Annotated in this window: 36 protein-coding genes; 6 read left to right on the forward strand and 30 right to left on the reverse strand. The window is 69.8% G+C overall.

Annotated features, from left to right (window positions below; translation table 11 throughout):
- Positions 1-271, reverse strand: a 271-nt coding sequence (locus ABZX37_RS09700) for a helix-turn-helix transcriptional regulator (protein WP_354737772.1), incomplete at its 3' end; no start/stop codon positions are given.
- A gap of 150 nt (positions 272-421) precedes the next feature.
- Here ABZX37_RS09700 and ABZX37_RS09705 point away from each other — a divergent pair.
- Entirely contained in the window at positions 422-691 is a 270-nt protein-coding gene (locus ABZX37_RS09705; RefSeq protein WP_354737774.1) for a hypothetical protein, read from the forward strand.
- Positions 692-1,355: 664 nt separating this feature from the next.
- On the opposite strand, the gene ABZX37_RS09710 is transcribed toward ABZX37_RS09705, so the two are convergent.
- From ABZX37_RS09710 to ABZX37_RS09725, 4 genes are all read right to left on the reverse strand, one after another.
- Positions 1,356-1,601 (reverse strand): hypothetical protein, encoded by a 246-nt coding sequence (locus ABZX37_RS09710; protein ID WP_354737776.1) that lies wholly within the window; start codon positions 1,599-1,601, stop codon positions 1,356-1,358.
- A gap of 147 nt (positions 1,602-1,748) precedes the next feature.
- Complete coding sequence (locus ABZX37_RS09715) at positions 1,749-2,885, reverse strand: hypothetical protein (RefSeq protein WP_354737778.1); 1,137 nt, start codon at positions 2,883-2,885, stop codon at positions 1,749-1,751.
- Positions 2,882-4,030, reverse strand: coding sequence for a hypothetical protein (locus ABZX37_RS09720; RefSeq protein WP_354737780.1), 1,149 nt, complete (start codon positions 4,028-4,030; stop codon positions 2,882-2,884). Before ABZX37_RS09720 ends, ABZX37_RS09715 begins: the two co-directional genes overlap by 4 nt.
- A gap of 148 nt (positions 4,031-4,178) precedes the next feature.
- A complete protein-coding gene (locus ABZX37_RS09725; RefSeq protein ID WP_354737782.1) occupies positions 4,179-5,270 on the reverse strand; it encodes a hypothetical protein in 1,092 nt (363 codons plus the stop codon).
- A 464-nt stretch (positions 5,271-5,734) separates the two neighbouring features.
- Between ABZX37_RS09725 and ABZX37_RS09730 the strand changes: the two genes are divergently transcribed.
- On the forward strand, positions 5,735-5,890 hold the full coding sequence (locus ABZX37_RS09730) for a hypothetical protein (protein WP_354737784.1): 156 nt from the start codon (positions 5,735-5,737) through the stop codon (positions 5,888-5,890).
- 170 nt (positions 5,891-6,060) lie between these two features.
- A complete protein-coding gene (locus tag ABZX37_RS09735; protein ID WP_354737786.1) occupies positions 6,061-6,429 on the forward strand; it encodes a hypothetical protein in 369 nt (122 codons plus the stop codon).
- 41 nt (positions 6,430-6,470) lie between these two features.
- Here ABZX37_RS09735 and ABZX37_RS09740 read toward each other — a convergent pair whose 3' ends face one another.
- The 7 genes from ABZX37_RS09740 to ABZX37_RS09770 all read right to left on the reverse strand — a co-directional run bounded on the left by ABZX37_RS09740 (position 6,471) and on the right by ABZX37_RS09770 (position 10,512).
- Positions 6,471-6,704 carry a hypothetical protein gene (locus ABZX37_RS09740; protein WP_354737788.1) on the reverse strand — a complete coding sequence of 78 codons (234 nt, stop codon included), beginning with the start codon at positions 6,702-6,704 and terminating at the stop codon, positions 6,471-6,473.
- A gap of 105 nt (positions 6,705-6,809) precedes the next feature.
- The gene (locus tag ABZX37_RS09745) at positions 6,810-7,355 is read right to left on the reverse strand and encodes a hypothetical protein (protein ID WP_354737790.1); all 546 of its coding nucleotides are present in this window, start codon (positions 7,353-7,355) and stop codon (positions 6,810-6,812) included.
- A 157-nt stretch (positions 7,356-7,512) separates the two neighbouring features.
- Positions 7,513-7,980: an NUDIX domain-containing protein gene (locus tag ABZX37_RS09750; RefSeq protein WP_354737792.1), complete on the reverse strand. Its 468-nt coding sequence runs from the start codon at positions 7,978-7,980 to the stop codon at positions 7,513-7,515.
- A gap of 205 nt (positions 7,981-8,185) precedes the next feature.
- Entirely contained in the window at positions 8,186-9,055 is an 870-nt protein-coding gene (locus ABZX37_RS09755; protein ID WP_354737793.1) for a hypothetical protein, read from the reverse strand.
- Between the two features lie 144 nt (positions 9,056-9,199).
- Positions 9,200-9,376, reverse strand: coding sequence for a hypothetical protein (locus ABZX37_RS09760; RefSeq protein ID WP_354737795.1), 177 nt, complete (start codon positions 9,374-9,376; stop codon positions 9,200-9,202).
- A 43-nt stretch (positions 9,377-9,419) separates the two neighbouring features.
- The gene (locus tag ABZX37_RS09765; protein WP_354737797.1) at positions 9,420-9,698 is read right to left on the reverse strand and encodes a hypothetical protein; all 279 of its coding nucleotides are present in this window, start codon (positions 9,696-9,698) and stop codon (positions 9,420-9,422) included.
- Between the two features lie 583 nt (positions 9,699-10,281).
- The gene (locus ABZX37_RS09770; RefSeq protein WP_354737799.1) at positions 10,282-10,512 is read right to left on the reverse strand and encodes a hypothetical protein; all 231 of its coding nucleotides are present in this window, start codon (positions 10,510-10,512) and stop codon (positions 10,282-10,284) included.
- A 152-nt stretch (positions 10,513-10,664) separates the two neighbouring features.
- Here ABZX37_RS09770 and ABZX37_RS09775 point away from each other — a divergent pair, with 152 nt between their 5' ends.
- Positions 10,665-11,366: a hypothetical protein gene (locus ABZX37_RS09775; RefSeq protein ID WP_354737800.1), complete on the forward strand. Its 702-nt coding sequence runs from the start codon at positions 10,665-10,667 to the stop codon at positions 11,364-11,366.
- Between the two features lie 395 nt (positions 11,367-11,761).
- Here the strand turns inward: ABZX37_RS09775 and ABZX37_RS09780 are convergent, their stop codons facing one another.
- The 6 genes from ABZX37_RS09780 to ABZX37_RS09805 form a co-directional block, all read right to left on the reverse strand.
- A complete protein-coding gene (locus tag ABZX37_RS09780) occupies positions 11,762-13,027 on the reverse strand; it encodes a hypothetical protein (protein WP_354737802.1) in 1,266 nt (421 codons plus the stop codon).
- Between the two features lie 298 nt (positions 13,028-13,325).
- The gene (locus ABZX37_RS09785; RefSeq protein ID WP_354737804.1) at positions 13,326-14,024 is read right to left on the reverse strand and encodes a hypothetical protein; all 699 of its coding nucleotides are present in this window, start codon (positions 14,022-14,024) and stop codon (positions 13,326-13,328) included.
- A 372-nt stretch (positions 14,025-14,396) separates the two neighbouring features.
- Positions 14,397-14,861, reverse strand: coding sequence for a hypothetical protein (locus ABZX37_RS09790; protein WP_354737806.1), 465 nt, complete (start codon positions 14,859-14,861; stop codon positions 14,397-14,399).
- A gap of 271 nt (positions 14,862-15,132) precedes the next feature.
- A complete protein-coding gene (locus tag ABZX37_RS09795; RefSeq protein ID WP_354737808.1) occupies positions 15,133-15,321 on the reverse strand; it encodes a hypothetical protein in 189 nt (62 codons plus the stop codon).
- A 51-nt stretch (positions 15,322-15,372) separates the two neighbouring features.
- The gene (locus ABZX37_RS09800; protein ID WP_354737810.1) at positions 15,373-15,798 is read right to left on the reverse strand and encodes a hypothetical protein; all 426 of its coding nucleotides are present in this window, start codon (positions 15,796-15,798) and stop codon (positions 15,373-15,375) included.
- The gene (locus tag ABZX37_RS09805) at positions 15,795-15,980 is read right to left on the reverse strand and encodes a hypothetical protein (protein WP_354737811.1); all 186 of its coding nucleotides are present in this window, start codon (positions 15,978-15,980) and stop codon (positions 15,795-15,797) included. Before ABZX37_RS09805 ends, ABZX37_RS09800 begins: the two co-directional genes overlap by 4 nt.
- Before the next feature lie 357 nt (positions 15,981-16,337).
- Between ABZX37_RS09805 and ABZX37_RS09810 the strand changes: the two genes are divergently transcribed.
- A complete protein-coding gene (locus ABZX37_RS09810; RefSeq protein WP_354737813.1) occupies positions 16,338-16,628 on the forward strand; it encodes a hypothetical protein in 291 nt (96 codons plus the stop codon).
- A 618-nt stretch (positions 16,629-17,246) separates the two neighbouring features.
- Here ABZX37_RS09810 and ABZX37_RS09815 read toward each other — a convergent pair.
- From ABZX37_RS09815 to ABZX37_RS09850, 8 genes are all read right to left on the reverse strand, one after another.
- Entirely contained in the window at positions 17,247-17,474 is a 228-nt protein-coding gene (locus tag ABZX37_RS09815) for a hypothetical protein (RefSeq protein ID WP_354737815.1), read from the reverse strand.
- A 335-nt stretch (positions 17,475-17,809) separates the two neighbouring features.
- Positions 17,810-18,205, reverse strand: coding sequence for a hypothetical protein (locus ABZX37_RS09820; protein ID WP_354737817.1), 396 nt, complete (start codon positions 18,203-18,205; stop codon positions 17,810-17,812).
- Positions 18,206-19,223: 1,018 nt separating this feature from the next.
- Entirely contained in the window at positions 19,224-20,198 is a 975-nt protein-coding gene (locus ABZX37_RS09825) for a hypothetical protein (RefSeq protein WP_354737819.1), read from the reverse strand.
- Positions 20,199-20,307: 109 nt separating this feature from the next.
- Positions 20,308-20,817: a hypothetical protein gene (locus ABZX37_RS09830; RefSeq protein ID WP_354737821.1), complete on the reverse strand. Its 510-nt coding sequence runs from the start codon at positions 20,815-20,817 to the stop codon at positions 20,308-20,310.
- A gap of 2 nt (positions 20,818-20,819) precedes the next feature.
- On the reverse strand, positions 20,820-21,065 hold the full coding sequence (locus ABZX37_RS09835; protein ID WP_354737823.1) for a hypothetical protein: 246 nt from the start codon (positions 21,063-21,065) through the stop codon (positions 20,820-20,822).
- A 150-nt stretch (positions 21,066-21,215) separates the two neighbouring features.
- Positions 21,216-21,380, reverse strand: a complete 165-nt coding sequence (locus ABZX37_RS09840) for a hypothetical protein (RefSeq protein WP_354737825.1) — start codon at positions 21,378-21,380, stop codon at positions 21,216-21,218.
- A 493-nt stretch (positions 21,381-21,873) separates the two neighbouring features.
- Positions 21,874-22,107, reverse strand: coding sequence for a hypothetical protein (locus ABZX37_RS09845; RefSeq protein WP_354737827.1), 234 nt, complete (start codon positions 22,105-22,107; stop codon positions 21,874-21,876).
- A 60-nt stretch (positions 22,108-22,167) separates the two neighbouring features.
- Positions 22,168-22,848: a hypothetical protein gene (locus ABZX37_RS09850; RefSeq protein WP_354737829.1), complete on the reverse strand. Its 681-nt coding sequence runs from the start codon at positions 22,846-22,848 to the stop codon at positions 22,168-22,170.
- Between the two features lie 179 nt (positions 22,849-23,027).
- On the opposite strand from ABZX37_RS09850, the gene ABZX37_RS09855 reads away from it, so the two are divergent.
- Positions 23,028-23,387, forward strand: coding sequence for a hypothetical protein (locus ABZX37_RS09855; RefSeq protein WP_354737831.1), 360 nt, complete (start codon positions 23,028-23,030; stop codon positions 23,385-23,387).
- 211 nt (positions 23,388-23,598) lie between these two features.
- Here the strand turns inward: ABZX37_RS09855 and ABZX37_RS09860 are convergent, their stop codons facing one another.
- From ABZX37_RS09860 to ABZX37_RS09875, 4 genes are all read right to left on the reverse strand, one after another.
- Positions 23,599-23,853, reverse strand: coding sequence for a hypothetical protein (locus tag ABZX37_RS09860; protein ID WP_354737832.1), 255 nt, complete (start codon positions 23,851-23,853; stop codon positions 23,599-23,601).
- A 63-nt stretch (positions 23,854-23,916) separates the two neighbouring features.
- Positions 23,917-24,288, reverse strand: a complete 372-nt coding sequence (locus tag ABZX37_RS09865; protein ID WP_354737834.1) for a hypothetical protein — start codon at positions 24,286-24,288, stop codon at positions 23,917-23,919.
- Between the two features lie 80 nt (positions 24,289-24,368).
- The gene (locus ABZX37_RS09870; RefSeq protein ID WP_354737836.1) at positions 24,369-25,148 is read right to left on the reverse strand and encodes a hypothetical protein; all 780 of its coding nucleotides are present in this window, start codon (positions 25,146-25,148) and stop codon (positions 24,369-24,371) included.
- Between the two features lie 126 nt (positions 25,149-25,274).
- A complete protein-coding gene (locus tag ABZX37_RS09875) occupies positions 25,275-25,574 on the reverse strand; it encodes a hypothetical protein (RefSeq protein ID WP_354737838.1) in 300 nt (99 codons plus the stop codon).
- Between the last annotated feature and the right edge of the window lie 24 nt (positions 25,575-25,598).

Below are 25,598 nucleotides of genomic sequence, written 5' to 3' on the forward strand. Positions count from 1 at the left end.
CCTTGCCCGGCGGCGGCGCCGGCAGCCTCGCCGCCAGCGTGCCGAGGTCGAGGTCGAGGGCATGCGCGATGCGAGCCAGCACCAGCACGGACGGGTTGACCTCGCCGCGCTCGATCTCGCCGATGTAGGACCAGTTCACGCGGGAGATCCGGCCGAGCCGTTCCAGACTCCACTTCCGCGGCTGCTTCGCCTCCCGTGCCGCGCGCAGCCGCTCGCCCAGGACAAGGGCGAACTCCGAGGGCTGGGCACGAGGATCCGGATGCGGCGGCATGGCCAGCTATGCCTATCGGCCCAAGGACCATCAAACCAGAGGCTAATGCCATAGGGTTTGTGACCCTATGGCATTAGCCATAGACTCTGAGCTGAAACCGCAGCTGGCGGCGTTGCGCGCCGTACTGATCCAACCGGGGACATTCACCGCATGGACGACGTGGACCTGACTCGCCGGGCCTCCGGGCTCGTCGTCGTCCGACTGCGCCGCGGAGCGGCACTGCCCGGCGGCCGTCTCGCGGGGGAAAGCGACCGAACGGCGCACCTGTGTCCGGTCCCGCACTGCGAGCGGGCCTCCGACAGCCTGACCGCGCTGTGCGGCCTGGTGATCCTGCCGGTCAGGGCGGACCTGCTGCCCGCCCTGACCGGCATGCCCTGCCCGGCTTGTCTCGTCCGGGCCACCTGCGGAGCGGTCGGCTGACCCCTAGCCGTCCGCCCGGCACCGCGGCCCCCGTGCTCAGCCTCCCCAGCGGCGCGGGGGCCGCGGCGTGCTCAAGCAGCAGTCCCCGGCATCGTCATGGGCACCGCGAGGTTCGCTCGTCGCATGCCGCGATCGTGGCGGGGTTCTCAGGAGCGCGCGCCCTGTCGTTCACCTGCGCCTCCCTCCAGCGGTTCCAGGGCCGATCCTTCCACACAGCAGCATTCGGGCACTGCTTCCGGGGTTTCCTCCTTTGCTGGCAACGGAAACACCTCCCCCACCGGGCGAGCACCGAGCACGGCGGGGAACGCAAACGACCGCCCCTGGCTCATCGAGCGCCACTTCACCCAAGCCGCGGCTACCGACCGGGTCGCACTTTCCAGACCCAGACCTACCGGATCGGGGGATTCTTCGAGTTCCGCACCCGCAGCGACATTATCGGCTGACCGCGCGGGCGACCCTGGTCAGTATTGGTGCGGATTGAGCTGGCGGAGCTTGGCCTTGAAGTCCGGGTCCGGTGCCGTCGGCGTATGCACCCCAGACGCGACGTTTATGCGGGCAAATGCCGTGTCCGGGGATGAGGTGTCGCTGATCGCCGTCGCTCGACGGCGGCGCGCTCGTGCCGTTGTGTGTCTCGCATCGATCGCGGCGGTGATTGTGCGGCAGGTCACAGTTGGCCTTGTCGGTGAGGGTTGAGCGCGGCAAACATCTCGTTGAAGCCATTGACTGGTTGGTCCCTGCGCGTTTCCCCTGATGAAATGTCAAGGTGGCACCAGTTCCCGAACTCGCCGCGGCCGCAGACCATCAAGCTCATGGTGCCGGGCTCGTGCACTTCCATGACCTCGCGGAAGACGTTGTGCTCGACGGCGTTGGCCGTGGGGCTGGCGTGGGTGATGCGGGGCTCGATGATCACGTCGGCGCGGCCGGTTTCAGGGTCGATGTTGGCACCTGGGAAAGGGCCATTATTCGGAACGCGCGCTATTCCTCGTTCTGGCTGGCAGGTGTCAGGTGTCCCGTTGTTCAGCCTGGGCTGCGCGCCAGCGGTCGTTCAGTTCAACGATCAGGCGTCGGCGTGCGGCAGTTTTCCGCTGGCCTCGCGTTGGCCGTCTGCGCCGGGTCCGCCGCTGTCGCTTGGCGTAGCCGCAGGCACGGAATCACCGGAGGGTGCCGGCGGCTCGACGGCCTGTCCCTCTGCGGTGACTCGGAAGGCGTCCAACGCGGCCAGTCGCGGGTCGTGCCCGTCGCGGACGAGTTCTCCGACGAGTCGCCACATGGTGCGTTCGTCATCCATCTCCCGTGGGACGCTGAGACCGAATGCCGCGGCTAGGGGATGTCGGCCGAGGTTGACCATCGCCCGGACCGCGCCGGCCCATTCGTCGGTGGCCTGCACGGCCAGCCGGTACCAGAGCATTGTGAGCAGGATCAGCGCGGCGATTGTCGCTGTGGTCAGGCCCGTCCGCTCCGCGAGACCGCCGGCCAGGCAGGCAGCTGCGGTCACGGCGACGACGAGGTGGCCGTAGAGCAGGCTGATGAAGAAGTCCACGCTCATCCGGGTGTCGTCGGTCTGTTTGCGGGCCGGTTCGGGAACAGCGGCGTTGAGTTCGTGCCAGAGGGTCTGCGAATCGAGTCGGTACCGATCGTGCCCGTACTCCTCGAACCTGCGGATTGCATTGCCGAGCTGGGTCGGCGCGACTTGCCGGTCGTCTAGGGGGTAGCGATGGAACCGTTCGTCGAGCAGCGCGAGCCAGATCGTTCCCTTGCGGAGGTCCTTGACAAGGAATCGGTTGATGATCGGGTGGGCGCGGAAGGCGTCGAGTACGGGCCGGTCGGCATCGGTCAGGCGGCCCGCATCCTCTTTCCTGGCCAAGGTCGCGGCGTCGACGCGGTTGCGCAGCAGGTGCTTGCGGGCGAGATGGCGCCGGCGACGTGCTTGTGCCAGTCGCATGGGCCAGCCGAGGTAGCCCTCGAGGATGCGGTAGAGCGGCGTCTGCAGTGCGGCCAGGACCAGGCCGAGCACGGCACTGGCGGCGAGGCCGAAGATCGCCGCACGGGTGGTCTCGGTGTTGAGCGCGCCGAATCCGCTCAGTTTCGGTGCCACGACGAAACCGAAGATGAGCACGTTGACGAGGCTGGGCAGGATCCACCCGACCAGCAGTGCGCGCCCGCCGGACAGAGCGCTCTGGAAAATGCCCGTCATCGTCGCGGTCGGCGCCGCCGGAGGACTCTCCGCAGCCACGGCTCACGCAAGTCGTCGTAGGGCCCGGGAACCCCGGAGCCGACATCTGCGCGGGCCGTGTTCGCTTCCGGCGGTGTCAGTGCCCTGGACGGCGCCAATGGCTGTTCCCCGCCCGGATCCAGTCCTCGTTCGCTCAGCAGCTGTTCCCAATACGGCCGCGGGATGGGGCCGGGCGGTTCGGGTACGAAGGAAGCGACGAACGCCGCCGCACGGTTGCTCAGAATCTGCTCTTTGGCATCGGACACGGTAATTGAACGGCGATTCGATCCCCAGTCTGGGCTGCTGTCGTCTATGAAGCCCGGTCCGGGCGGACGGCTCCCGACCCGTCCGCCCGGATCGGCCGCGTTCTGGGAGTTTTTCGCGTTCTTCTCGTATTCGTCAAGCAGTTCAGTGGAGTATTTGTCGGGGCGGCTGCTGCTGAATATCGCGAGTTCTTCCTGGGCGAGGCGCATCGACATGCCGACGCCCAGATCGGTCCGGGGCAGCGGGTCGGTCGCCGGCGAGCGGTCAGCGCAGATCTCGAGAAACGCGCCGAGGGCGACGCCCAACTGAAGCGGGTATGCGGAGGTCAGTTCGACCCATTTCGGCAAGAGGGGCGTTGCATTGATGCGGAGTTCTTCGACCACCTCCTCTGCCTCGTAGCTCCAGTACATCGCCCGGTTTCCGAAGGAGAGTTTGTCGCCCGCGCGTCGGAAAGCCGTGATCAGCTTACGAAGGACCACCCACACCTCGTCCGGGTTGCCGCAGAGCCAGGTGGCCCCCGCGAGATACTGCTCGGAGACTGTGAGGAAGTACCGGGACTCCTGGACGATGGCGGGCTTGAAGGGGCCCGCGGCGATCGCGGAAGCCTGCCGGTAGGCGCCAAGGGCGACGCTCAGGTCATAGGAGTATTCGCCGCCGTCGGAGGCGAGGTCGGTCCATCGGGCCAGCAGCGGCTCCACACCTTTGTCGAGCCCGCTCATCAGGCCTGTCATCTTGACGCCTTCGTACTCCATCCATTCGGCCGGGCTCCACAGGTCTCGATAGAAGCGAATCAGCGAAAATTCTCGGTTCGCCGGTTCGATCAAATCCAGCAAAGCCGAGACGGTGCTGTGCTCGTCACCCATGCGGACTGACCGTACTCACACCACCACAGCCCGTCTTCGGTTCCGGCAATTTCGCGGCGACGACGTGGATGGGCCTGTCCGGCTACCGAGCCCGCCACACTGGGTCAAAACCCGGCATGCTTCGGCGTAGCGGGCCGCGTCGTGGTGTTCAGGGCCGCCGCCGGCGGCTGTCCGGGGTTAGCACGTGCACTCCGGCTGCGGCCAGGTGGCCGACGGTGTAGGTGCTGGCGTGCCAGCGTTTGACCGGTCCGCCGGCGAGCGCTTCGAGCCGGTCGTGGTCGAGAAAGTCCCACGAGGGTTCGGCGAAGGGCTTGGTGAAGCAGACAGCCTCGACCTCGCCGCGGCCGGTGCCGCCGAACAGCCCGTCCGGGTAGGCCAGCACCCACGTGACCGCGTCCGAGGCTGCGCCGCCGAGCATCGACTCGGCGACGGTCGCGGCAAGCTCTTCGGCCTGGTTGGTGATCGAGTCGGACTGGTTGTCAGCCAGTTGCCCGATCACCACCACCGGCTTCCGGCCCTGCGGCTGGAACACGCGCACGTGGTAGCGGCCCTCGCTGAACATCCCGAGCAGCCGGACCTGCAACACCGCCTCCCCGACGAGGGTCGGGCCGTCATCGGCGCCGTCACCGGCCGCGGTGCTCGTGATCTGGAGAGCGGTGATCTGCTCGGCCAGCGCGCTGGTCGTCGCGGTGGTCTGTCCCAGCAGCGCGGCAGCCGACTCCGCGAGCCGTGCCTGGTCGTCCGCGACGGCGGCCTGGTTCGGCACCTCGCGCGGGCCGTCGCCGCTCGGCAGTGCGACCAGCGCACCGTCGCGCAGGCCCCGGACGATCTTCTCGGTACCCAGTTTCGTCAGCTGCTCCAAGGCCGCACTCGCGCGGGCAATCTCGGTCAGCACCGCGGCGGCGGTCTGCGGCCAGCCCAGATCGGGCTCGTGGGGAAGGCCGAAGGTGCTGGTCAGCTGTTCCAGCCGCGCCGCGGCGAAACGCAGCTCGTCGCCGGGTTCGACGACGTCTTGGCGGTGGGCGATCGGGTCGCCGTCGGCGCGTGCTGCTGCATCCACCTGCAGCAGGTAGCTCAGGTCGTCCGCCACCCGTTCCTGCAGCTCGGCCTCAAGCGTGGGGTGCTCGCCGCAGCGATCGCTCAGGCGCAGGTCGACCATCGGCACCCCGGCACTGCCGAGGTCCTGGCTGTTGAGCCAGGACGCGAGCGCTGACGCCAGCTCACCCATGTAGTCGGTCATGCCAGCGACCCTACGAGCCGGCACCGACACAAACGGTGCGCGGACAGGGTCACCCGGTCCGGTGCTGGACGGTCGGCGGCATGCCGCGAAGAATCGGGGTCCGGCCGCGAGTTGGCGGCCGTGCACGGTGTCGGCGGGGTTAAGGCCCGCTCGTCGGCAACGGTTGTCCGTGCGGGAAGGACATGCCCGGGGTGACGGCCGGGAGTCCTCGATCCGGGCTTTATCACGATGGAGGCGTAGCGCTCCGGCACGCAGAGCCGAGTGCGCGAGCGCACCCGCAGCAATTCTGCGGGTGGCGCACACCGTGCCCTGACCAGGCGGGCACCGGTGTGGGAGGACGGTCCCGCGTCTGCCGGGCGCTCCCGACGGCTTTCTCCGTCTCTCGCTGAGTCATGCCCGCGCGCGGTGCGCGGCAACCAGCCGTGCTTTCGCGCGCCCTCGACGCGGAGGGGAGGTGAATCGTGATGGACAGGCACACCCCGATGGACCGGGAATCCGCCGACCGGATCTCCGCGGCCGCGGACCGCGACCCGACGTCGCCGACCGCGACCAGCGGTTTCGACGGCCGGGCCCAGGCCGCCGCCGACCGCAACGACGAGAACGACGAGGAGGACGACTGAACGAACCCGGGCCGGGACACGGTGATGCCGCGGCCCGGCCCGGGGCCACGTCGGCCCGGTCAGGGGCGATCCGGGTGTTCGCGGTGTTGGGTGATCGGGCTGGGGTGTCTTGCGCTGGGGCTTCTGCGTGTTGATCGTTTGTGTCGGTCGCGGCTGGCACTATGACGTCCATGAGCTGCAAGTTGTGGGTGCAGAGCGCGGACTGGCAGGCCACCGTCCGGGCCGACCGGATCATCGGGCTCCGGGTCGCCGCGGCGCCGGGCACGGGCGAGCTGTACGGCCCGTTCCGGCTGGAGGCCGTCACCCCCGACCCGGTCGGCGAGCACGGCGCCACCGTCGTGCGGCTGTGTTCGGGGAGGGCGGAGACCTTCCCCGAGGACGCCGCCCAGGACCTCGCCCGGCTGATCGCCCAGCACATCGACGACCCGGACGGCGGCCTCGTTTTCTGTTCGGACGACGACACCACCCAGGACCTCAAGGTCAAGCTGTTCGAGTTCCGGTCGTTCGCCGAGCGGACCGGGCCGCGCCCGGTCCGCTGAGCCGCACGTTCCCCGGCCTGCCTCCGACTGGCCGGGGAACGTCAGTACCGGTGCGGGTTGAGGTCGCGCTGGAGTTCGAGGAACTGCGGCGGCAGGGTCGCCGCGGTGAACGTCGCGTCGGCGGGGTCGAGGTAGCCCCATCCGGCCATTCCGGGGCCGCAGATCATCAGGGTCATGGTGCGGCCGGGGTGGACTTCGGTGACCTCGTGGAAGACCTCGCGGCCGATCTTGTTGACCTCGCCGACGTGGTGCTCGACATCGGCTTCGAGAACCACGTGGCCGTCCCACCTGGGAAAGAGCCATTATTGGAACCGTGCGCAATTCCCCGAGGAGGCACGCGGCGGGACTCGGGAGCCTGAGCGCCGAGCAGGTCGCCGCGCTCAGGATTCGGGGAATGCGTACGACTTCGGCACGCCGAGCAGGCGTTCGGCCTGACGGTTCTTCTCATTGAGGTGCTGTTCGAAGCGCGCGATCTCCACGTACGCGATCCCGGCCGCGGCCATGTTCGACGCGTCGAAGTGCAGCTGGCTCACGGTCGGCAGCCTGATGTCGGCGAGATCGGTCCCGGTGGCCTCAGCCTCGGCAACCGCCGTGGTGAACGCCTTGCGGTGCTCGGGTGGCGTGAGGTTCGCGCGCCGCGCGGTTTCCGCTATCAGGGCTGGTTCGCGCTCGGGGTCGTGGAGGAGTTCGTGGTGCCACTTGCCGACCTCGTCGAAGAACCTCGGGAGGATGATCTTCATGTCGACGAGCTCCAGGCGGGTCGGCTCGGTCGTCAGCGTCACGATCTGGTCGCGCCAGCCCCGCGCGTAGGCGCGAACCAGGTCGACGCACCACCACATCGGCCGGTATTCGGAGGGATCGCCGAGGTTCTTCCGCGGCACGATCCGCCGGTCCCATTCGCCGCGCGGGCGATCCTGATCAGTCATCCGCCTCAGCATGCCAGGGCGGCGCACCTCTCGGGCGACGATGCCGGACACGGTGTGCGGCCAGTTAGGAAGGTCGACGCGAACTGGTCGCGCCCCGGCCATGGCGGAGGCCGGGTGGGTCCTGTGACCCGCCCGGCCTCGCCGGTACGACCGGCGTTCAGCCGACGTCGAGCGCCAGGCCCGCCACCCGCAGCGCCTCCAGGATGATTTCCCTGTGGTCCCAGGGCATGTCCTCGGCCACGGCGTCGACGACGCGCCGCCAGCGGACATCCCGCACGGCGTCGCCGATCAGGACCGGCACCGGTGCCGGCAGCAGCACGACGTAGCTGACGGTGGCGTACCAGTCGTGTTCGGTGTGTCCTTCGGGGCGCGAGGACACGTGCATCAGGTCCGCGACGTCGAGGCGGACGCCGGTTTTTTCGCGGAGCCGCCGGACCGCGACCTGGTCCGGCGCGGCCCCGGGGAGGCAGATCCCGCCGGGCAGGCCCCAGAGCCCGGCGTGCGGTGCGCGGTCCCGCTGGGCCAGCAGCACGCACACCGCGCCGGTCTCGTCCTTGGCCAGCACCACGGCGTTCGCCGCGTGGTGAACCCGGTCCACAGTCGTGCCGGTCGTGGTGTCGTTCATGGTGATCTCCTTGTCTCTCAACAGGTTCCCGACTCCCGGGGGTGCTTCCAGCTTCGCGGTCAAACGGTCGTGAGCCGAGGTGTTTCCCGTTGAGTCTTCGACTGGGAAACCCTGGAAACGGGGCTTTGCGTCTGAGACCGGCTGTCGCGAGCAGCGGGACCTGGTTGCTCCGAGCCGTCCCGGCTGGAAACCGCGTGACCCGGGGTCAGCGTCGTTGAGGACTGCTGCGGTCTCGCTGGCGTTCAGCGTCGGCCGCGAGGTAGTCGTTCCAGCTGCTGTTGGCGAGCTGTGCCCACCTGGTGGTGGTGCTCGGGGTCAGACCGAACAGGTCCGCGACGACGACGGACGGCATGTCGGTGACGGCGTGGAGCATCGTCGTGTTGCGGGCGGTTCGGGTGTGGAGCCCGCGTTTGGTCAGCAGGGTCGCCAGCCCGTGGGCGTTGCGCGGCTGGTTCGGGTAGCGCCCCCGCAGCAGGTAGACGGGCGGTGCGCCGTTGGCGTAAGGGAAGCTCGCGCCCTCTTGGGCGAGGTAGCGGTCGACGAGGCGGGCCGGTGACGGGGGAAGCAGCACGGGCTGCTTGCCCAGGACGAGGAAGGCGTTGTCGCTGTCGCGACGGAACGCGGTGCGGGGCAGCTCGACGAGGGTCTGAAGCGGCAGGGCGTCGAGGGTGGCGTGGGTCAGGACGTCCGGATGCGCGGCGAGCTCGGCGAGGAGGGCCGCGGTGCTGCGCTTCAGCCAGTTCAAGATGGTCCACGGTTTGGCCGCCTTCAGGGCGCTCAGCAACGGTTCCAGCTGGGTGGCGACGGTGCCGTCGCCGCGCTCGAACAGGGCGTCGAGGCGGTCGGCGACGACGCAGCCGGTGCAGCAGCCTTCGGCGTAGAGGTCGCCGGGGTGCCCGCAGCGGCGGCAGGTCCAGTCCAGTTCGGGGTGCCCGGTGCAGGGGCCGCACAGCTCGGTGCCGTCGTCGTCGCGGGCGACCAGGACGTGCGCGGTGTCGCAGCGTGCGCACGGCGCGGGGTTGCGGGTGCGGCGCGTCCGGCACGTGGCGCAGATCGGTCCGATCTGCCCTGCCACGGCACTTTCCGCTGCTTCGAGTGCGGGATCGACGGCGGCGACGCCCAGATGTTCGCCGCCAAGATCGGCCGCCGGTCCTGATCGAGGTGATCGCGTCGTACTCAGTCCGCGCTCTGCACCCACAACTTGCAGCTCATCGCGGACCTACAGGTCGTAATTCGGCGCAGCGGCCTGCTGCAGGACCGAGGCCAGCCGGTTCACCGCGGCCGCCTGCGCGAGCTGTGCGCGGACCTTCGCCGTCTCGATGTCGCCGTTCTCCAGTGCCGTCAGGGCTTCGGTCTCGTGCACGCCCGGTCCGAGCGTCGAGTGGTCCCCGCTCATCCGCATCCCTCTCCTTGCCTGTCGATGGCCATCTGGTCGTGCCCTACCGGGCAGGATTCTCGTAGAAGGTCGGTTCGTTGTCGGGAGCGACCGTCAGGCCGGACACGTAGAACACCGTGTTGCCCGCCGCGTCGCGGCCGTCGGCCCAGCCGGGTCCGGTGGACCAGGTGAGCGGGCCGGGGTTGTCCGGGTGCTGGGCACGGAAACCGTTGACGTGCGCGATCGCCTTCTCGACGGACTCGAACGCCGTCGTCAGGATGCCAGGCCGGGCAGAGGTGGTGCGGTCGTGCACCACGTACACGACTCGCTTGCTGCTGCTCATGGACGTCATAGTGCCAGGCGCAACCGACACAAACGATCAACGCGCAGAATTCCCAGCCCGATCACCCGACACTGCGAACACCAGGGCCGCCATGCCCGTGCCGGGCTGCGGCGTCACCGTGTCCCGGCAAGGCAGGGTCGCGATCCTCGCGGCAGAGGAGATCCGGCCGCGGACTCCCGATCCATCGGGGTTCCCTGCCTATCACGATTCACCTCCCCTCGGTCTCGAGGGCGCGCGAAAACCACGGCTACGGGCCGCCCCCTGCACGCGGGCATGACTCAGCGAAAGACGGAGAAAGCCATCGGGCACGGCCGGCAGGCGCGGGACCGTCCTCCCACGCCGGTGCCCCGCCTGGTCAGGGCAGGGTGCGCGCCGCCCGCGGAACGGCCGCGAGTGCGCTCACGCACCCGGCTCGGCTACGCCGGGGCGCTTATGCCTTCCCTCGTGACAAAGCCCGGATCGAGGACTCCCGGCCGTCACCCCCGGGCCCGCCCTTCCCGGCACGGACAACCGTTTGCCGGCGAGCGGGTCTTCTCCCCGCCGGCACCACGCACGGCCGCCAACTCGCGACCGCACCCCGGTCCTAACCGCGCCGCAACTTGCCTAGCATGTACGCGCCGGCGGCGACGAGGACGCAGAACAACAGCGCCAGCACGATCCGCGCGGCCGCGGAGGAGATCAGCCAGCCGGACGCGGTGACCGCGGCCAGCACGGCGCCGACCAGCAGCATGGCCCACGCAGCCAATCGGTCGAAGGCTCGATCGGCCGCCGCGGTCGCGGCAAAGGCTTCCGGAGCCCGTGTCCTGTCGTTCACCAGCGCCTCCATCCAGCGATTCCGGAGCGGATCCTTCCACGCAGCCCGCTGGCGGGCGCGCCCGTCCGGCACCGAACCGGGTGCTTCGGCCGGGCATTTCCCCTAAGCACAAACGATGCCGCGTCCCGGACTGGCGATTCTATCGTGGCGGCATGGCTACTTCGGATGACGAGACCAGGGACTTGGCGGCTTCGCTTCACACGTACCTGAAACCCTTGCGGCTCACCGGGTTGACCGCAGTGCAGGCAACGAGACTGGTGACCTACGAAACCGTGTGCTGGGCCGACGAGCAGGGCTGGAAAGTCGCCTACGAGGTGTGGGGCCGGATTACCCGGCCGTCGAAAAACGGTCCGATGCGTGCCCGGCTGGACCTGGTCTGCACCCGGCCCGCGAAGCAGCCCGCCGTGGCGATCGAGATCGACCGGGACGGAAAAACATGGTCGTTGCAGAAGCTGCAGGCCGAAGCCGCCGCAGGACGAGTCGCGCTGTGGGTGCGCTGGCACGGACACACCCAAGCCGAGATACCCGACGCTGTCGGCCTCGTCGACATTCACGACACCGCGGACTACCAGCGCCCCAGGCGGACGCCCCGGAAGCTTCCCGCTCTCGGCTCGCCGTCCGCGCAGCGGAATCCGGAAGAAGGGACGGTCGAGCCACTGTTCAGCGCGCCCCGCCGACCGGATCCGCCGGTGCTCCCGTCTCCGGACGCAATCGAAGCCGCCCGCACCCCCGCGGGAGGCTTCACCCGCGCGCAACTCGCCGCTTGGGGCGTGGCATGGCCGCCCCCGAAGGGATGGAAGAAAGAACTGACCGACCGCTGGCATGCAGCCCAGACCGAACTACGGGACGCCTGACGCGCTCCGCAGGCGAGATCCTCGTGCAGCGCGATGACCTCGAACGTCTCGGTTCGGAACGCCGTAACCCCCAAGTGCTGCGCGCGACCCGGTCGAGCATGCGAAATCCCTCGCCAGGACGCGACGGATCAACCCGCGCGGCACGGCAGCTGACAACGCGCTGGCGAAGGCAGCCGGGCGGGAGGTTCGCGTCCGTCGGCGGACCGGGCGCGACCTGTACGCTCCGCTTCGACGGCCTCGTCCGCGCAGGCGATGATGCGGCTGTCCGGGTCGTTGATGTGCCAGGAGTTCAGGCACCTCTGCGCAGCCTCCGCGAATTTCTCCGTTCCCTTGAGCGGAGCCGCGCTCGCCGCCCGAACCGACTGTGACCGCGCGTCTTTGGCGGGCTTTTTCCGTCAGTTCCCTGCTGCGCGCGTGCACTTCCCCGCCAGGACGCGCTCGGTTTCCCCGAACCGGTATTGGAGTTGGTAGGCGCGGGGGACGCCGGGCGCGAGGTCGACCGCGCCGATCTGGTCTGCCCGCGCGGCGATCTCCCACGACGCTGCCTGCACGACGCCGGTCTTGAGCGCGGCGCCGACCGTTGCGGTAGTGCTCACTGCGGTGCCGATCGCGAAGCCGCCGCGGTCGGCGAGGAGTTGCCGGTCAAGTGAGTGGACCGCGAGCGGCCAGCCGTGGGACAGCCGAGGGACGCGGTCGAGGCCGGGATCGCTGGAGAGCCCGTCGGAAGAAATCCAGCCTTGGTAGAAATGCCGCTCCCGCAGGAAACGCAGGGCCCGGACGGCCTCGTCGGCGAAATCGTCGGAGCGGGCGTCGAGGTAGTCCTGCAGGCCGTCGGGAGCGCCGCCGAGCAGGGTGCGCGCCCGCACAGCCGACCAGGGGACCTCGGCGACAGTCTCGCCGCGGTCGCGCGCGGCGGCGAGCAGCAGCAGCGAGAGCAGGGCGCGGGCCGCGCCGGCGGGCCAGCACTCGGTGTGCCCCGCCGTGACGGTCAGCTCCTTGGCCCGCTCTTGCGCGCGGGCGAACTCCGCTTCGGGGCCGTCCGTGTCGGCCGGTTCCGGGCGGGGGGCGCGCAGCAGCGCGTCCAGGTCCAGCGCGACGTGTCCGGGTACCCGGTCGGCCAGCAGCCGCAGCCGGGCCTCGCCTTCTGCGTCGAGATCGGCCTCTTCGCGCGCGCTGACCATGATCGTGCGGGCGACCAGCATCTGCGCGTTCTTGCTGCGGCGAAGCCAGTCGTCGGCGACCGTTTCCGCCTGAGCCAGGCGTTGCGGATCGGCGAGCAAGGCCTGCGCGCCGCCGGCATTGGCGGCGTCGAGTTCGCTTCTCCACTGGGCAAATTGTTCGTGTTCCGGGTCGCCGACGGCCGGCGCAGCCGGACTGCCCGGCTGCGCTGTCGAGAGGTCGACGAGGAACCGGACCGGATCCATCCGCGCGTAGAGCGCGTTCAGCGACAGGTCTGCGAGGTCCTGGGGGCTGGCGACGGCGGCGATGCCCTCGGCCTCGGCGTAGGCGGCGAGGCCGAAGGCCGCGAGGATCTCCGGGCCGTCCCCGACGTCGGGCATCTCGATCAGCCCGCGCATCGCGCGAGTCCAGGCCCGGCTCGCCGACCACAACGTCCATGCCCGGACCGGCCCGCCGGCATCCGGGTTCGCGTCGCCGCTCATGCGCACAGCGTGCCAGACCGGAAGCGGACCAGGGTGTCGTACGCGCAGGGAATCGAGCATCTCTGAGCGCGAGCGCCCGCGGGCCCGCCTCTCGGTGTAGCGGTGATCGAACCGGGCAAGCCCGTTACCGCGTGACGTCGCGCTGCGCCGAGCCGGAAACCTCGTCCTGACCGCGCCGCCTGGCACGGCCAGGTGCCGACGGGGACCCCGGGCCTGGAGGCGAGGTGCTTCTCGGCCACTCTGCCGCGCACCGGTCCGGATTCCGTCTCGGCCTCTCGATGTCTGTGGCTGCGGGTGTCTAGAACTGGCATTGCCCGTTGTCGACGGCATCAGCGCGGCGAGCGAGGGTCGCGCTCACGCGGCTGTGGCTGTCGACGAAGGCGCCCAGTCCGGGATCGATGAAGCCGGCCATGGCGACAAGGGACTGGTGGTCGCGGGCGAGGTCGCGGCGGTGCAGCGGTTCGTGGTGCGCGATCCTGTTCCGGAACTTGCGCAGCAGTTCGACGCGACGGGTGAATTCCTTGCGTCCCGACGTGCCGGGCCGGTAGTGCCAGTACGGAAAGGCCCGGTACAGGCAGGTGTGCCAGAACCGGTTCTGCTCGAACGCGGTGCCGGGGCCGTTGAGGACGGAGGACCAGAATCCGAACGACAACGCGGCTACCACGTCGTCAGCGGTCGCAGGCGGCTGGCGGCTCCGGCTGCGCAGTCGTTGCAGCCGGGCCTCTTCGACACGGGCCTTGTCCACGTCCTGCGCGGGCAGTTGCGGATCGTTCCACCAGTCCGGGCGGCCACGGTGGGCTGCCAGCTCGCGGTGGACGGCGTTGCGGAAGGCGATCTCGACGCTGCTGACCGGCCCCCAGAACGCCGCGCTGATCTCGATGTTCCACACGTAAAGCCGACGCGCTTTCGCGACATCCCCGCCGCAGGCCTGGACGTAAGGCGTCAGCCTGGCGGGCATCAGGTGCGCGTCGAGGACGGTGAAGCCGGCGGGATCCACGGTCGCAGCGTAGAGGAGAATGAAAAAGGCCCGGCGGGTTCCTCGCGAGCGAGGAGACGATCCGACCGGGCTTGCGATGTCGACTATACGCTTCGACCACGGCTTATCAAAATTCCCCTGGCCAGGGCACGCCGCCGCGGTCTCGCGCGGCACGTCGCGGCGACTCCCGGATGGCGTCGGTGCGCGTTGCGGCAAGCCGGGCAGAAGCTCCCGTGCCGCCGAGACCACGGGCCTCGCGGAGCCGGGCCGGTTTGTTTTCGCTGGGGACTGCCCCTCGGCGTGTTCCGCGCGCTGCCCTTGCTTCTCCGTTCGATTCGACCGGCTCTTCGTCGCCGATCCCGGCCGGGAGATGCCGGGCGCGCCGTCAGGCGTTCATTCGGGCGGCGGCCATAGCGGTGACCGGCGCGCGTCCTGTTCGCACCGACGCGTTCCTTCCTCGAGCGTGCTGGTGTTCCGGACGGCGCCGTTTCCGTGGCTGTCGACGAATTCCTGGGCAACCCCGACCTCGGAGAAGACCTGCACTCCCATGCCGATCACCTTGATGTAGTAGTCCCACGATCGTGTCTGCGGATTCCACGCGCCGGTCACCCACATGTCGTCGTGTGGCTGCCGCCCGAAGGCGGGAGTGTCGAAGTCGAAGATGTCCAGGAGCCGGACGCCTCCGGGATCCGCGCGGATGTCGGCCTCGTCCTCGATCGAGTACTGCTGAGACCACGGCAGCCGCGCCTCGTGCACCCAATGCACTCCCCCGTCGTTGTGGTCCGCGTAGGCGTACTGTCCCCAGATCCCGCGCACCTTCGCCTCGACGATCTGGCCGGGTTTGAAACGTTTGAGCATCGGCGGTTTCCTCCTTCTTTTCGCTGCCGAAGCGGATGTGGTTCGGCAGCCTTGCCCCGCAGCCGGGCTCGGCAGGCATAGCCGACGCGGTGCCGCCGCAGGCCCTCCGACGAGGGGCGGTTCGGGCAGTGCGAGCCGGGAACGGGGCTGCGCGCATGGAACGCGGGCCCTCGAGGGCATCGCCGGGCTGATGCGCGGTTGGCACGGCTCGGCATGCCAACGTCCGGTTGCTGTTCGAACCGTGAGACCCGCCGCGGCGCGGCGCTGGCGGTCAGTCCGTGCAGCAGATTCGGACGATCATCTTGCCGCCGCCCGGCGCGAAAACGGGGTCGGCGGCGTATTCGCGGTCGTGTTTCGCGCCCTGCTCCCATCCGATGTGGCCGTGGGACGCGTATTCGCGGCCTCGGCAGGTGAGCGTGTCGCCGGGCCGCAGGCCACGCGAGACGTCCGCATTCACCACGCGCTCGCCTGCTGACCATCTCGGGCTGCGCCCCCGCGCCGCCGGAGATGGTCAGCAGGCGTCCCGCACCTCTGCGTCGACGGCAGCGATCTCCTCGGCGAGCCGCGCCGCGCACCAGTCCAGGTCGAAAGGTGAGTATTTGTTCTCGTCCTCGACGTGCCTGGCTGCGGACAACAGGAACCGGTACCAACAGCAGAGCAGGCTGTGGATCTGGTTGACCTGCTCGGCCGGCAGGTGGGTGCAGGACGTGCGGGCGGCGATCCATGACGTCGCACGGTGGCCGTGCTCGGTGAACAGATTCGCGTACATCTCGGTCCCGGCCTCGGCGATCCCGGTCCGGTCGGCGGGCACCCGCAGCTCAGGCACCGGAAGGCAGCCGGGCAGGGGATGCGCGCGACCGAGCAGGCCCGAGAGCATCTCCCGGCCGCTGGCGAGTGCCTCGCAGGCTTCGCCGATCCGGGCGGCGGTGTCTTTCACGACCGCCGCCTCTTCAGCGGCGCGCCGTCCCACGGCTCCGGGCCGCGCCAGCCGCGCTGCCAGACGGGCAGAAAACACTCGTCATCGGGAGTGCCGAGCAGCCTGTCGCGCTCGTGCAGCAGCGCCATCACGTTGACCGGTCGCCCGATCGCGACGGTGAGGTCCACAGTGGAGCTTGTCACTGGCCAGCCTTCCCGGAATGCTCGACCGAACGGTTGCGGGTGCGCGCCGACCGTGTGGACGGCGCGGTCGAGCCTCAGTCGTTCCGCTGCCGACTCTGTCTCACGCGGCATTGCGGGGGAAGCGGTCGCTGTTTCACATCGGGGCAGGGGCGTTTCCCGATCGCAGAGCCAGGCTCGCGTCCTCGTGGCCGGTGCGCGGAGAGCCGGAACAGTGAACTGTGCAAGGCATGCACCGTTTACTGTGCGGTGCATGCCTAGACCGACCCTTCGGATCCGCCGATGGCGACGCCGCCGACCGGGGCCGGATGGACCCGATACCGTGTAACTCGCCCCCGCTGCCGTCGCGAAGGACAAGTGATGACTGCCCCGGTTCTTGACGTCCGCCGCCTTCTCGACCCGCCGGACGAGCCGCCGGGGACGCCGGACATCCGAGGAGACGGCCACGAACAGCTGACCGTGCTGCTGAGCGACGCCTCCGCGAAGGCATGGCGCGCCGCGGCCCGCTGCACTGGCGACACGCTGACCGACACTGTCAACCGGGCGTTGCAGGTCTACGCCTACCTGGTGGACACGCAGGACCGCGGCGGCGACATCCTGACCCGCAAGCTGCCCGCCGCAGCCGAAGCGACAGTTCTGCGATTCTCCTGACCCTGCTTGTGTTCCGCACGTCTTCGCGCGGCATCGTCAGGCAACGATGTGGTGCACGAAGCCGTTGATTTCGTGCACCAGCAGCGCCAATGCGGCGACAAAGGCCGTCGCTCCGCTCGCCCGCCGACGCCACGCGACACACCGACAACTCCGGTTTCGGCTCACGCCAACCCCAATTCCTCGCAAGGTCCCGCCCACGTCGCCCGCGACCGGACGGCCCCTGAAGGAGCGTGCCGACCGGGGCCCTGCACGGAAATTCGCCGTGCACGCGAAACCTATGAGCCACGCACCCGGCACCGCTAGTGACATCGCGGACACGGCGGTGACATCGCGCATGTCACCGCCCCGCCCGATGCCGGGCAGGGAAAGACCGGTGGCCCGAACGGCGAGGACCGAGCGCTTCCCGCGCCGAGACTCGGTGTTCGGGACTGTTCCGCACTTCGACGAGCCGGTCGAACTCGCAGTCAGAGAAAAGAGCAGACCGTACTCGCGGCTTCCGGGAGACCCGCATCGTGTGCTTCCCGCCGTGCTCCTGGCTCCCGGAGACAGTCGGCTGGAATACGCGGCAACCATTATCCCGCTCGACACCGTGGACTCCCGCGGCGCGTCGAAGACCAGTCACCTCGCTTCGCCGCGCATGATGCGCTCGAAGAGCCCGCGCATGGGCTCTTCCTCGTCTTCTCGGCGGTAGGTCTCCCACACCTGTGACCGGCCGAGCACCAGGCTGGTGCGCCGCACCAGGAACGCGCCAGATTCCGCAGCGCACAGCTCCCACACGTCGAGGCCCAACGGGCATGACGCCGCTGTCAGCCCAGCCGCCAGGCAGCAGCGTCGCGCCGCGGGCATGACGGCCGTGTCCGTCGGCGCCGGACTGGATCGCCTCGCATGCGTGCAGCATCCGTTCTCTCCCTTCGTGTGCGACGTCCCGCGCGCGCCTGGGCATGCGGCAGCGGGGCGATCGACGAGCAGGACGGACGTCCTTTGAGCACAACCAGTCCTGCTCCGGGTTTCCTCGGCTACGAGACGTTCACGAGGCGGCGGTCAGGCCGTGCCCGATCCGCGGGCGAGGACGATTGGCAAGGTTCCGATGCCCGCGCCTCGACGTTCGTGGTCGACGCCCGTTGTTCCGGCCCAACGGCTGACGGACTGCGGGCGCAGTCGTGACACCGACGCGGTTGCGCTCAAGTCGGTCCTGCGGGCGGCTGGCGCAGCAATCTGTCGATGAGGGCGAGCAGGTCCGACTCGCTCGGCAGCGCATCGGCGTCGAACTGCCAGGTGCGGACTGTCGTGTCCGAGATCGAGACCTGCCCGACGCGTCCGAGGTCGCTATCGCTTTTCTCGAAGTAGGCCGAGACGGTGTCCCCGAGCATGATCTCGACGCCGTCGCCGATGCCCTCGGGCGGGTGCGCACGCGGACGGGACGAGCCGGCCGGGCCGTGCTGGGGCTGGGCGCCGAGCTGGGACAACGTTCGATAGAGAGCCTCGATCCGGTCGTTCTGTTCGCTGGTCTGGGTCTTGTCGCCGCAGCCGGTGCCCGTCGGCGGGTTCTTGGGGCCGGGCCCGGTGGTGTCGTTCATGTCGGTTCCCTCGTTGGTACGTGCGGACAACGGCGCGGGCGCGGGTGCTGTTCGCTGAGAAATGGCGTGCGGTCGTCGACAAGCCGCGCGGTTGCGCAGGCTCGGGATCCGGTGCCCGATGCGTCCGGGCCCGCTGCTGCCGTGTCGCGCGGGCGCCACCGCTCGACCGGCGCGGCGACGGCGATGTCGCAGCCGCCTTCGTGCGGAGTTTGCCGATGGCGTCCGGTCTCGGTCGGCCGCAGCGGATCCCCGGCAGTCGGGTCGCTTTCCCTGCCGCGGCACTCAGCGACGGCGAGTGGAGTGCCAGCCGAGAACGGCGACCGTGAGAACGATGGGACGCGCCGGTGCCCTGGCAGCAGAGCTGCCGGACCAATTCCAGATGCCCGAGGTCCCCGGGTGCCAGCGCACCGGTGGACCGCATGCTTGGGTGATCTGGCCCGGCTCGAAACCGCCGGCCGCGACCTGCCGGGAGGCCAGGCGTTGAGCGCACCGACTGCACGAGCAGCGGCGGCAGACCCTCGGCGCTGAGCGAAGGCAACCATGTCTGGTCATGCCCGCGGTGCAGGACAAGGACACCGCCCGTCTCGCTCGCAGCGGCGATGACGGCCCATCCGACACGGTCGATGACGGCGATCAGTTTCGCCCGCACCACCAGTCCCGGGCCGTCGCTCGCTTCTCCCGTCCGAACTCCGCCGCCGCGCTTGCGGACCTGCTCTCTGCGGGGGCGGATCGTTCCGACTCGGCCGCGCGCTATCGACTGTCGCCTGCCGGAACCCGGAATTGCGGGATCTTGCTGTTTCCACTTTCTTTCCCGATGTTTCCCGCGCGGCGACGGGGCCTCGCGCTCACCCCGTCGATGTTCGGCCCGTCGACGGATCCGCGCGGGAATCGCAGTCAATGCGCCGGACCGAGAGTTCAGCTGCGTGGCGCAGGCGCAGGGCGGCGGGTCGCGACGCAGGCGTCCTGCACAACGGCCGTGTCCGTCTTCCGGGGTGCCAGCCCAGCGCGCAAGGTTCGGTCAGCCGGCCCGCCCGCTGCGGGCCCCTTCGGCGACATGCCGGGTGATCGCTTGCAACTGTGCGGCCAGAATGGTCAGGTCGGCGTCGGCGCTGCCTTCGGCCAGTGCCTCGTCGCGCAGCCGCCGGTGCCAGGCCTCTGCGTCCTCCGCGGGCAGCGCGTCGCCTCCGAGTTTCCGGGCCAAGTCGTCGGCCCGCTCGCGCTGCGCGCGAGCGCGGTCGGCATCGTCGAGTGCCTCGTCCAATGCCCTCACGAGAGACCGCAGCTCCTCCAGTTCCTCGGCGAAGCGGGCGAGTTCGGCGTCCAGGTCGGTGATTTCCGTGTGGCGGTCGCGCGCGACGACGACCAGCGCCGGACTGTGTTCGGCAAGCTGTTCGGCTTCGGCAAGCTCGGTCCGGACCTCGACGCTGTCGCGCTGGCGGGTCAGCATCGACCACTGCCGCGCCCGCAGCGTGCGGAGCAACTCGTCCTCGATCCACCCGTCCCGGCGGGCCCGGGAGGTGTCGATCGCGTGGATCGTCTCGTCGATCCGGTCGGCATCCGCGCGGACCTGTCCGTCGGGCAGCTGGTTCCGGTCGATCTGGTACTGCTCGGACCAGACGTCGAGCGCGTCCTGCGCTGCCCGGACGTCGCGCCAGCGGATGCTCTGCCGCAGGGCTCCTGCGAGCTGCAGGACGGACACGGCGGCAACGACGAGGAGCGCCAGCAGCGCGACCGCGCCCGGCGGCACCTGCGTGTGCAGGCCGAGGGCGTTCAGCCCGCTGGTCGCGATCTCGGCGGCAGTCGTCTGGAAGAGCACCAGCGGCACGCAGAACAGGACCGCATTGCCCACGGATGCCATGCGGCTGGAGGGTTGACGCGCGTCGGCGCGCGCGAGCGCTGCCCGTACGTCGGGACGGGCTGGGGCGGTCGGGTCGTCGACCTGCCATGACAGAGCGCGTCCGGCCGGGGCCGGGCGGGGGTTGCTGGTGTTCATCGGGACCGTCCTTCGCTGGTGCGGGCACGGGCATTCCGGTTCGATCGCGGCGACCGGCGGAGCGGGTAGAGGCGGAGTTCGGAGGCCGTCAGGGGTCGGCTTTCGAGAGTCAGGGCGTCGGGGGCCGGCCGGGCCTGCGCACCCAGTTGTTCTTGAACTCGAGCACAGCGGACCGGTCCCACAGCGGCCCGGGGTTGTCCGGGTAGAGAGGCGCTGGGAAGCGCGGGTTCTCCAGGGCCAGCTGACGCGCGTGCTGCCGGCTGTTCACCTCGAGGACGTCGACGAGCTCGGGCACGCCGACCAGGTCGGGCAGCTTCGGCCGGCTGTTCTCTTCGTCGAAGACGTCGGCGCGGACCGTCCGGGCTTCGACGAGGTCCCACTCCGGCATCCCGGCCTCGGCGCCGGCGGCGAGCAGGACGTCCACGGCCGACGTGAGGGCGTCGACGGCACCGGGAGCGGAGACGGAGATGATCGCCTGCCACCCGTCGGGGCCCACGCTGGCGGCGCCCTCGTGCGGGCTCAGCACGTCGATCAGGCGGTCGGACGCGGCGACGTGGTCGGCCAGGGGCTCTCCGCCCTCCGGCATCCTCCACGTGGCGGCGACGCTGTAGTCGTCCACGGTCATTCCTTTCCCGCCGGGGGCCAGGTCCCGCCGGACCGGCGGATCTGGCCGATGAAATTCGACAGCGCCCGCGACCGCCCGCTCTTGGGCGTGGTGGACACGGGAATCGGCCAGGCGACGCGCCGCGCGGGGTAGAGCTTCGGGTGCCCTTTGCCCGTCTCGTAGCGCCATCCGTGCCGCCGCACTTGATACCGCACCACCTCGCGGTAGGCCTTCGGTATCTCGTTGCCAGGTTCGCCAGCCATCCGCGTCGCTCCGCCCTCTCTCGTCGCTGGCACGAACCTACCATTTATTATTGTCATTGACAATAATAAATTAGCTACCAAGTGGACGCTCTCAGTGATGACCTCTCGTGATCCTCGCCGGAGCACAGCCAGCGTTCGCCCGCAGTCGGTTCACCACGGAGTCCGAGGCGGTTGAACGGTCACGACAGCGATGTTCGACGCGTCGTCGAACTGCAGGTCTTCCGCGCGGCGGGCATCTTCCTCGGTCATGGCACGGGTGTTCGTATCGCCGTTGCGGGTCGTCATCGTCACGCGGTGGTCTTTGGGCTGCGGCACGGACTTCTCCTGTTCCTGTCGGGTTGTCAGCTGCCGAGAGCGACAGACGCGCCGTCGGCGGGCGTGCGCAGCACCGTTCCGAGGTTGTCGCCGGCGCCGTCCGGGAGGACCGCATCGAGGTTGTCGCCGTTCAGCACGGCAACGCGCCCTCCCGTCGGCGTACTGAACCGTCGCGCGGCCGTCGTCCAGGACCTCCCCGGCGAGGATGACCCGCCGATCCGTCTCGACCTCGACCAGATGCGCATTCAGGGATTCTTCCTCTCCCCGGCAGGCTTTTCGACTACGTCCGGCCAGTGCTGCGCGATCGTCGCTGCAGATCCGCGGCGGCAGCAGGGGGCGCGGCCGGGCTCGCAGGCTTCGTTCGCCGGCGTTGCGGCTGCCCGCGGTCGGCTGCGGCGGGATCGACCGCGCCGTGATGCGCCGCGGCTGGCGGCTCGCGGTCGTCGCATCGCCGGGCAGGCAGGAGATCTCGCCTGTCGCCGGCTGCAGGCCATCACAGCGGCGGGACGGTCCGCATGGCGTCCGGGAACTCGCGCCGGGCAGTCTCGACGATGGTCGTGATGAACTGCGCCAGATTCGCCTGCCGCACGGCGAGCTGCACGGCCGTGTCGTTCGGCTGCCCGTCCGCCCGCAGAAGAAAGCACTCCTCCGCGCCGGAGTCGGCGATCGACTGGATGCTTCCGCACCGGACCGCATTGACGCCGATCGTCCTCGGTTGTCGTTCCACAGATCCGTCCTTCGCATTCGATGGTCGCCGTGCTCGCCCCCGGGCGCGCGTCGCCTCCGGCTACTGCGCATCCTCGCCGTAGAGCCCGGTCCAGAGCCCGGCCTCCGTGCTGCCGAGCATCGTTCCCGAAGGCAGCTTGAGCTGGGCCAGCGGGCCGAAGCTGCAACCCGCGAGCATGGCCAGGATGCGGTCGTCCTCACTGGTCGCGGCCGGGGACGACGCCTCGGATGCGCGTTGTCCGCCAGGCGACGGCAGGCGACGGCGACCGGCCTGGCGCGCGATGCGCGCCCGCCTTTGCTCCCGCTGGTCCTCGGCCCGTGCCCGCTGCCGGCGGTGTTCCTCGGTCAAGACGGACTCGAACTCGGGGTCCGCGTAGACGGGAACAAACGCAGGAGCCTGCGGCGTGCTGCAGTCGGAGAGGAAGTAGACGCGGGTGTGCCCCCACCCGCCGAAACACGAACTCGGATTGAGGGCGACCGCGCCGTATTTCCCGACGATGATGTTCCTCGGCTTCGCGCCGAGCTCGCGATGCCCGTCCTCGATCGCTTCGCCGATGGCCAGCTCCCAGTCCCCGCCGAACCGGAAGTCGTGAAAAGGGGTGGGGGTGCCGCCCCGGGCGAAGTACCCGGCCAGCCTGTCGGCGTAGTCCTCGACCGGTGCCGGGATCGTGGCCCCGGCCAGTTCTTCCTCGTAGGACGCGGCAGCGCGAAAGCCGCGGCTCTTGCTCTTGTCGAAGGCCATCGAAACCCTCCCCTGGTCGGATCCGCACGCCGCAGGCATGCGGCGGAATGGCCGGGCGCGTCCCGCATTCCTGCTCCGTGGCCGCCGGCCCGAGACCATACACTAGCCAATCGCATACCCTATGTAAATAGATAGGGTATGTTTGTGTTCAGCCTGCGTGCGCGCATAGGCTCTGAGGCATGGACGCCGAACGCAGCGCCGGACCCGATCCCGCCGTGGTGGGCTTCGACGGCTATGGGTTCTACTACTGGCTGGGGCACTTCGACCTGGCCACGCCGAAGCGGCTGTCGGACTTCGCGGTCCGGGGCTGGGGCGAGTCGGCCGTCCGTCGGCTCGCGAACTTGTTGGAAGACAACGGATACCTGAGACGGGACCGTGCGCCGCTCGGCGGCTTCGGCCACGGCATGGGATGGATCTGGACTCGTCATCCCGAAGGCGACGCCCAAGGCCCGCGCACGCCGCCGGAGGAAACAGGCGGCCCGGGACCCGCCGGGCGGTCTGGCCGCCAGCGCCGCGGAACCTCGCATCGTCCGCAGTAGTGCGAGCACCGCCTCGCAGTCGCCGCGCCAGCGGTGGCCGCCGTCGAGCCGCTGCCAGGTGAAGGACCGGCGGTAGTCGCTCCAGCTCCTCCCGCAGCCGCGGCTGCCCGGCCAATGCCGGACGGCGGGACCAGCGCCCAGGGCCCGCAGCGCGGGTTGCGGCCTTCGTCGCCCGTCCGCCAATCGGCGATGCCCCTCAGCGGCGAGCCGATCAGGGCGAATCTTCGGGCAGTTGCGCCAGTGCCTTCTCCAGTTCGGACACCAGGAACGGCGAATGACTGCTCATGGCGCGACAGGAGGCGAGGTGGGAGGCCAGGATTCCGCGAGCGCGGCCGGCGAGGCTGGGCTCGTCGCCGACGACCAAGAGCAGGAGCTCGAGCCCTCCGACTTGGGTGATGATCGCATCGTGGCCAGTGATCAGGCCGATCGCGGCGTCGAAACGCTGGGCGAATCTGTCAGCGATCATGGTTTGCGTCCTCGTTTTCGCTCCGAAGCGTCGCGACCGCGTGGACTCAGGGGACACGGGCCATCACCACACAATGCCAGAACCGCCGCTCCCCCGGGCTCGCAAGAGAACCCAGCTCCCGACCACTTCCGCCGAGGAGCGCACCAACAGCATCGGCATGCCGTTGATCCCGAGCCCGGACACGATGTAGCTCGCGGAGTTGTCCTCCGCCGGCACCGACCAGTCCGCATGGTGGGCCCGGACGTAGAGGCGCCCGTCCGGGAACGACCGCACGGACACGACGGGCGGCGCGCCGGCCAACGACCCCCGGCAGGTCGTGGAGTACCCGACGACGTCGGACATCCGCGGCCGCACGAGCGCGAGCCCGGTCGCGCCCAGGAGACCGGCCAGTTCCGGCGACGCGGTGAAGTTCGTCAGTATGGTGGCGTCCTTCACGACGCTTGCGGGATCGGAGCAAGACGCACGGTCGGTTTTGGGCCCGGGCCGCTGGTGGCCGGACGGGAACCGGGCCGCGCTCAGTCGTACGGGTGGTCCCGTGCCCAACGGTCGTGTGCGATGGCGCGCACGACTCCGCCGGCGTGGTGGCCGCTGGCCAGCCAGACCTGCGCGAGGCCGGCGGGAAGGATGGGCCGTCCGGTCGGGAGCGCGCCGCCGAAGTACAGGGTGTCGATGACGGCGAAAGGGAACGCTTCCGTCCGGATCCAGAGGAACAGGTGGCGTTCGGCGGTTCCGGTGTCGTTCAGTTTCGCCAGTTGCGACTGCAGGATCGGGCTTGCCAGTGCTGCGTCGAGTTCGGCCGGAAGCAGTTCGGCGCCGTTGCCCGTCGCGCCGCCGGGCATCACCCATGCTTGCGACGGGCGTTGGTCGCTGTCCTCGACGGCGACCGCCGACGCGCCGGCATCCGCCCATGCGAGAACGTCGCGGGTGGCTTTGCCGCTGAGCGCGAGCCTGTAGAGCTGGTCCAGGGATGCGACGCCGTGGCGTTCGCATTCCAGGAGCAGGTCGTCGAGTTCGGCCGGTTGGGCGGGCGAGGAGTCCCGCGGGAGGGTGGCGATCCAGGTGCGGCGCAGGCCCTGGACGGTTCGCGGGGTCCATCCGTCCTTGGCGAGGATGGCGGTGATCGCGGCTTCCGCGGGCGGGCCGAGCGAGCCCACCTTGAGCGCTCCTTCCCGGCCGTCCGGGAAGTGCAGGAGTGCGTCCGCGGCGTGCTGTCTCCCGCCGGCGCCGTAGGGGTCGACCTGCGCGCCGAGCACGCGGTGCACGATCGCGAAGGCGGTTTCCTCGTCCATGCTCATGCGGCTCATTGCTCTCCAGTCGCCGACCGGGCCGGTTGTGTTGCAGGCGACGGCTGTGCGAGCGGGCTACGGGTCCGGGGTACGAGCGGGCGCGCGCCGGGGCGCGGGAGGCATGCGGCGTCGCGGTCAGAGGTCGTCGTCGTCTTCGAATGCGTCGTCCGGCTCGGCCTCGGGGCCTATGCCGCGGTAGCCGAGGTATTCGACCAGGCCGATCCCCTCGGCGCCGGCCTGGTCGATGAGGTAGTCGAGGACGGTGCAGGGCGCGTCTTCGAGGTCTTCCTGGTCCTCGTCGTCGAGCAGCGGGGCGGCCGATGAGCCCCAGGGCAGGAATTCGCCGCCGTCGGGGTAGCCGCGCGGGTCGAGGCCGAGGGTGACGGCTGTGGCGGTCGCCTGTTCGTGTTCGGGCGGTGTCGTGGTGGGGTGCATTGTCGAGGTCCTTTCGCTGCAGGT

Origin of the sequence: Amycolatopsis sp. NPDC004079 (assembly GCF_040610415.1) — a bacterium.
GTDB lineage: Bacteria > Actinomycetota > Actinomycetes > Mycobacteriales > Pseudonocardiaceae > Amycolatopsis > Amycolatopsis halotolerans.

Bases quoted from the DNA above. Each gene is read 5' to 3' on its own strand.
- ABZX37_RS09705 (WP_354737774.1), top strand. From the start codon at position 422: ATGGACGACGTGGACCTGACTCGCCGGGCCTCCGGGCTCGTCGTCGTC.
- ABZX37_RS09715 (WP_354737778.1), bottom strand. From the start codon at position 2,885: ATGACGGGCATTTTCCAGAGCGCTCTGTCCGGCGGGCGCGCACTGCTG.
- ABZX37_RS09720 (WP_354737780.1), bottom strand. From the start codon at position 4,030: ATGGGTGACGAGCACAGCACCGTCTCGGCTTTGCTGGATTTGATCGAA.
- ABZX37_RS09725 (WP_354737782.1), bottom strand. From the start codon at position 5,270: ATGACCGACTACATGGGTGAGCTGGCGTCAGCGCTCGCGTCCTGGCTC.
- ABZX37_RS09730 (WP_354737784.1), top strand. From the start codon at position 5,735: ATGGACAGGCACACCCCGATGGACCGGGAATCCGCCGACCGGATCTCC.
- ABZX37_RS09735 (WP_354737786.1), top strand. From the start codon at position 6,061: ATGAGCTGCAAGTTGTGGGTGCAGAGCGCGGACTGGCAGGCCACCGTC.
- ABZX37_RS09745 (WP_354737790.1), bottom strand. From the start codon at position 7,355: ATGACTGATCAGGATCGCCCGCGCGGCGAATGGGACCGGCGGATCGTG.
- ABZX37_RS09750 (WP_354737792.1), bottom strand. From the start codon at position 7,980: ATGAACGACACCACGACCGGCACGACTGTGGACCGGGTTCACCACGCG.
- ABZX37_RS09760 (WP_354737795.1), bottom strand. From the start codon at position 9,376: ATGAGCGGGGACCACTCGACGCTCGGACCGGGCGTGCACGAGACCGAA.
- ABZX37_RS09765 (WP_354737797.1), bottom strand. From the start codon at position 9,698: ATGAGCAGCAGCAAGCGAGTCGTGTACGTGGTGCACGACCGCACCACC.
- ABZX37_RS09775 (WP_354737800.1), top strand. From the start codon at position 10,665: ATGGCTACTTCGGATGACGAGACCAGGGACTTGGCGGCTTCGCTTCAC.
- ABZX37_RS09780 (WP_354737802.1), bottom strand. From the start codon at position 13,027: ATGAGCGGCGACGCGAACCCGGATGCCGGCGGGCCGGTCCGGGCATGG.
- ABZX37_RS09790 (WP_354737806.1), bottom strand. From the start codon at position 14,861: ATGCTCAAACGTTTCAAACCCGGCCAGATCGTCGAGGCGAAGGTGCGC.
- ABZX37_RS09810 (WP_354737813.1), top strand. From the start codon at position 16,338: ATGACTGCCCCGGTTCTTGACGTCCGCCGCCTTCTCGACCCGCCGGAC.
- ABZX37_RS09815 (WP_354737815.1), bottom strand. From the start codon at position 17,474: ATGCCCGCGGCGCGACGCTGCTGCCTGGCGGCTGGGCTGACAGCGGCG.
- ABZX37_RS09820 (WP_354737817.1), bottom strand. From the start codon at position 18,205: ATGAACGACACCACCGGGCCCGGCCCCAAGAACCCGCCGACGGGCACC.
- ABZX37_RS09825 (WP_354737819.1), bottom strand. From the start codon at position 20,198: ATGAACACCAGCAACCCCCGCCCGGCCCCGGCCGGACGCGCTCTGTCA.
- ABZX37_RS09835 (WP_354737823.1), bottom strand. From the start codon at position 21,065: ATGGCTGGCGAACCTGGCAACGAGATACCGAAGGCCTACCGCGAGGTG.
- ABZX37_RS09850 (WP_354737829.1), bottom strand. From the start codon at position 22,848: ATGGCCTTCGACAAGAGCAAGAGCCGCGGCTTTCGCGCTGCCGCGTCC.
- ABZX37_RS09855 (WP_354737831.1), top strand. From the start codon at position 23,028: ATGGACGCCGAACGCAGCGCCGGACCCGATCCCGCCGTGGTGGGCTTC.
- ABZX37_RS09860 (WP_354737832.1), bottom strand. From the start codon at position 23,853: ATGATCGCTGACAGATTCGCCCAGCGTTTCGACGCCGCGATCGGCCTG.
- ABZX37_RS09870 (WP_354737836.1), bottom strand. From the start codon at position 25,148: ATGAGCATGGACGAGGAAACCGCCTTCGCGATCGTGCACCGCGTGCTC.
- ABZX37_RS09875 (WP_354737838.1), bottom strand. From the start codon at position 25,574: ATGCACCCCACCACGACACCGCCCGAACACGAACAGGCGACCGCCACA.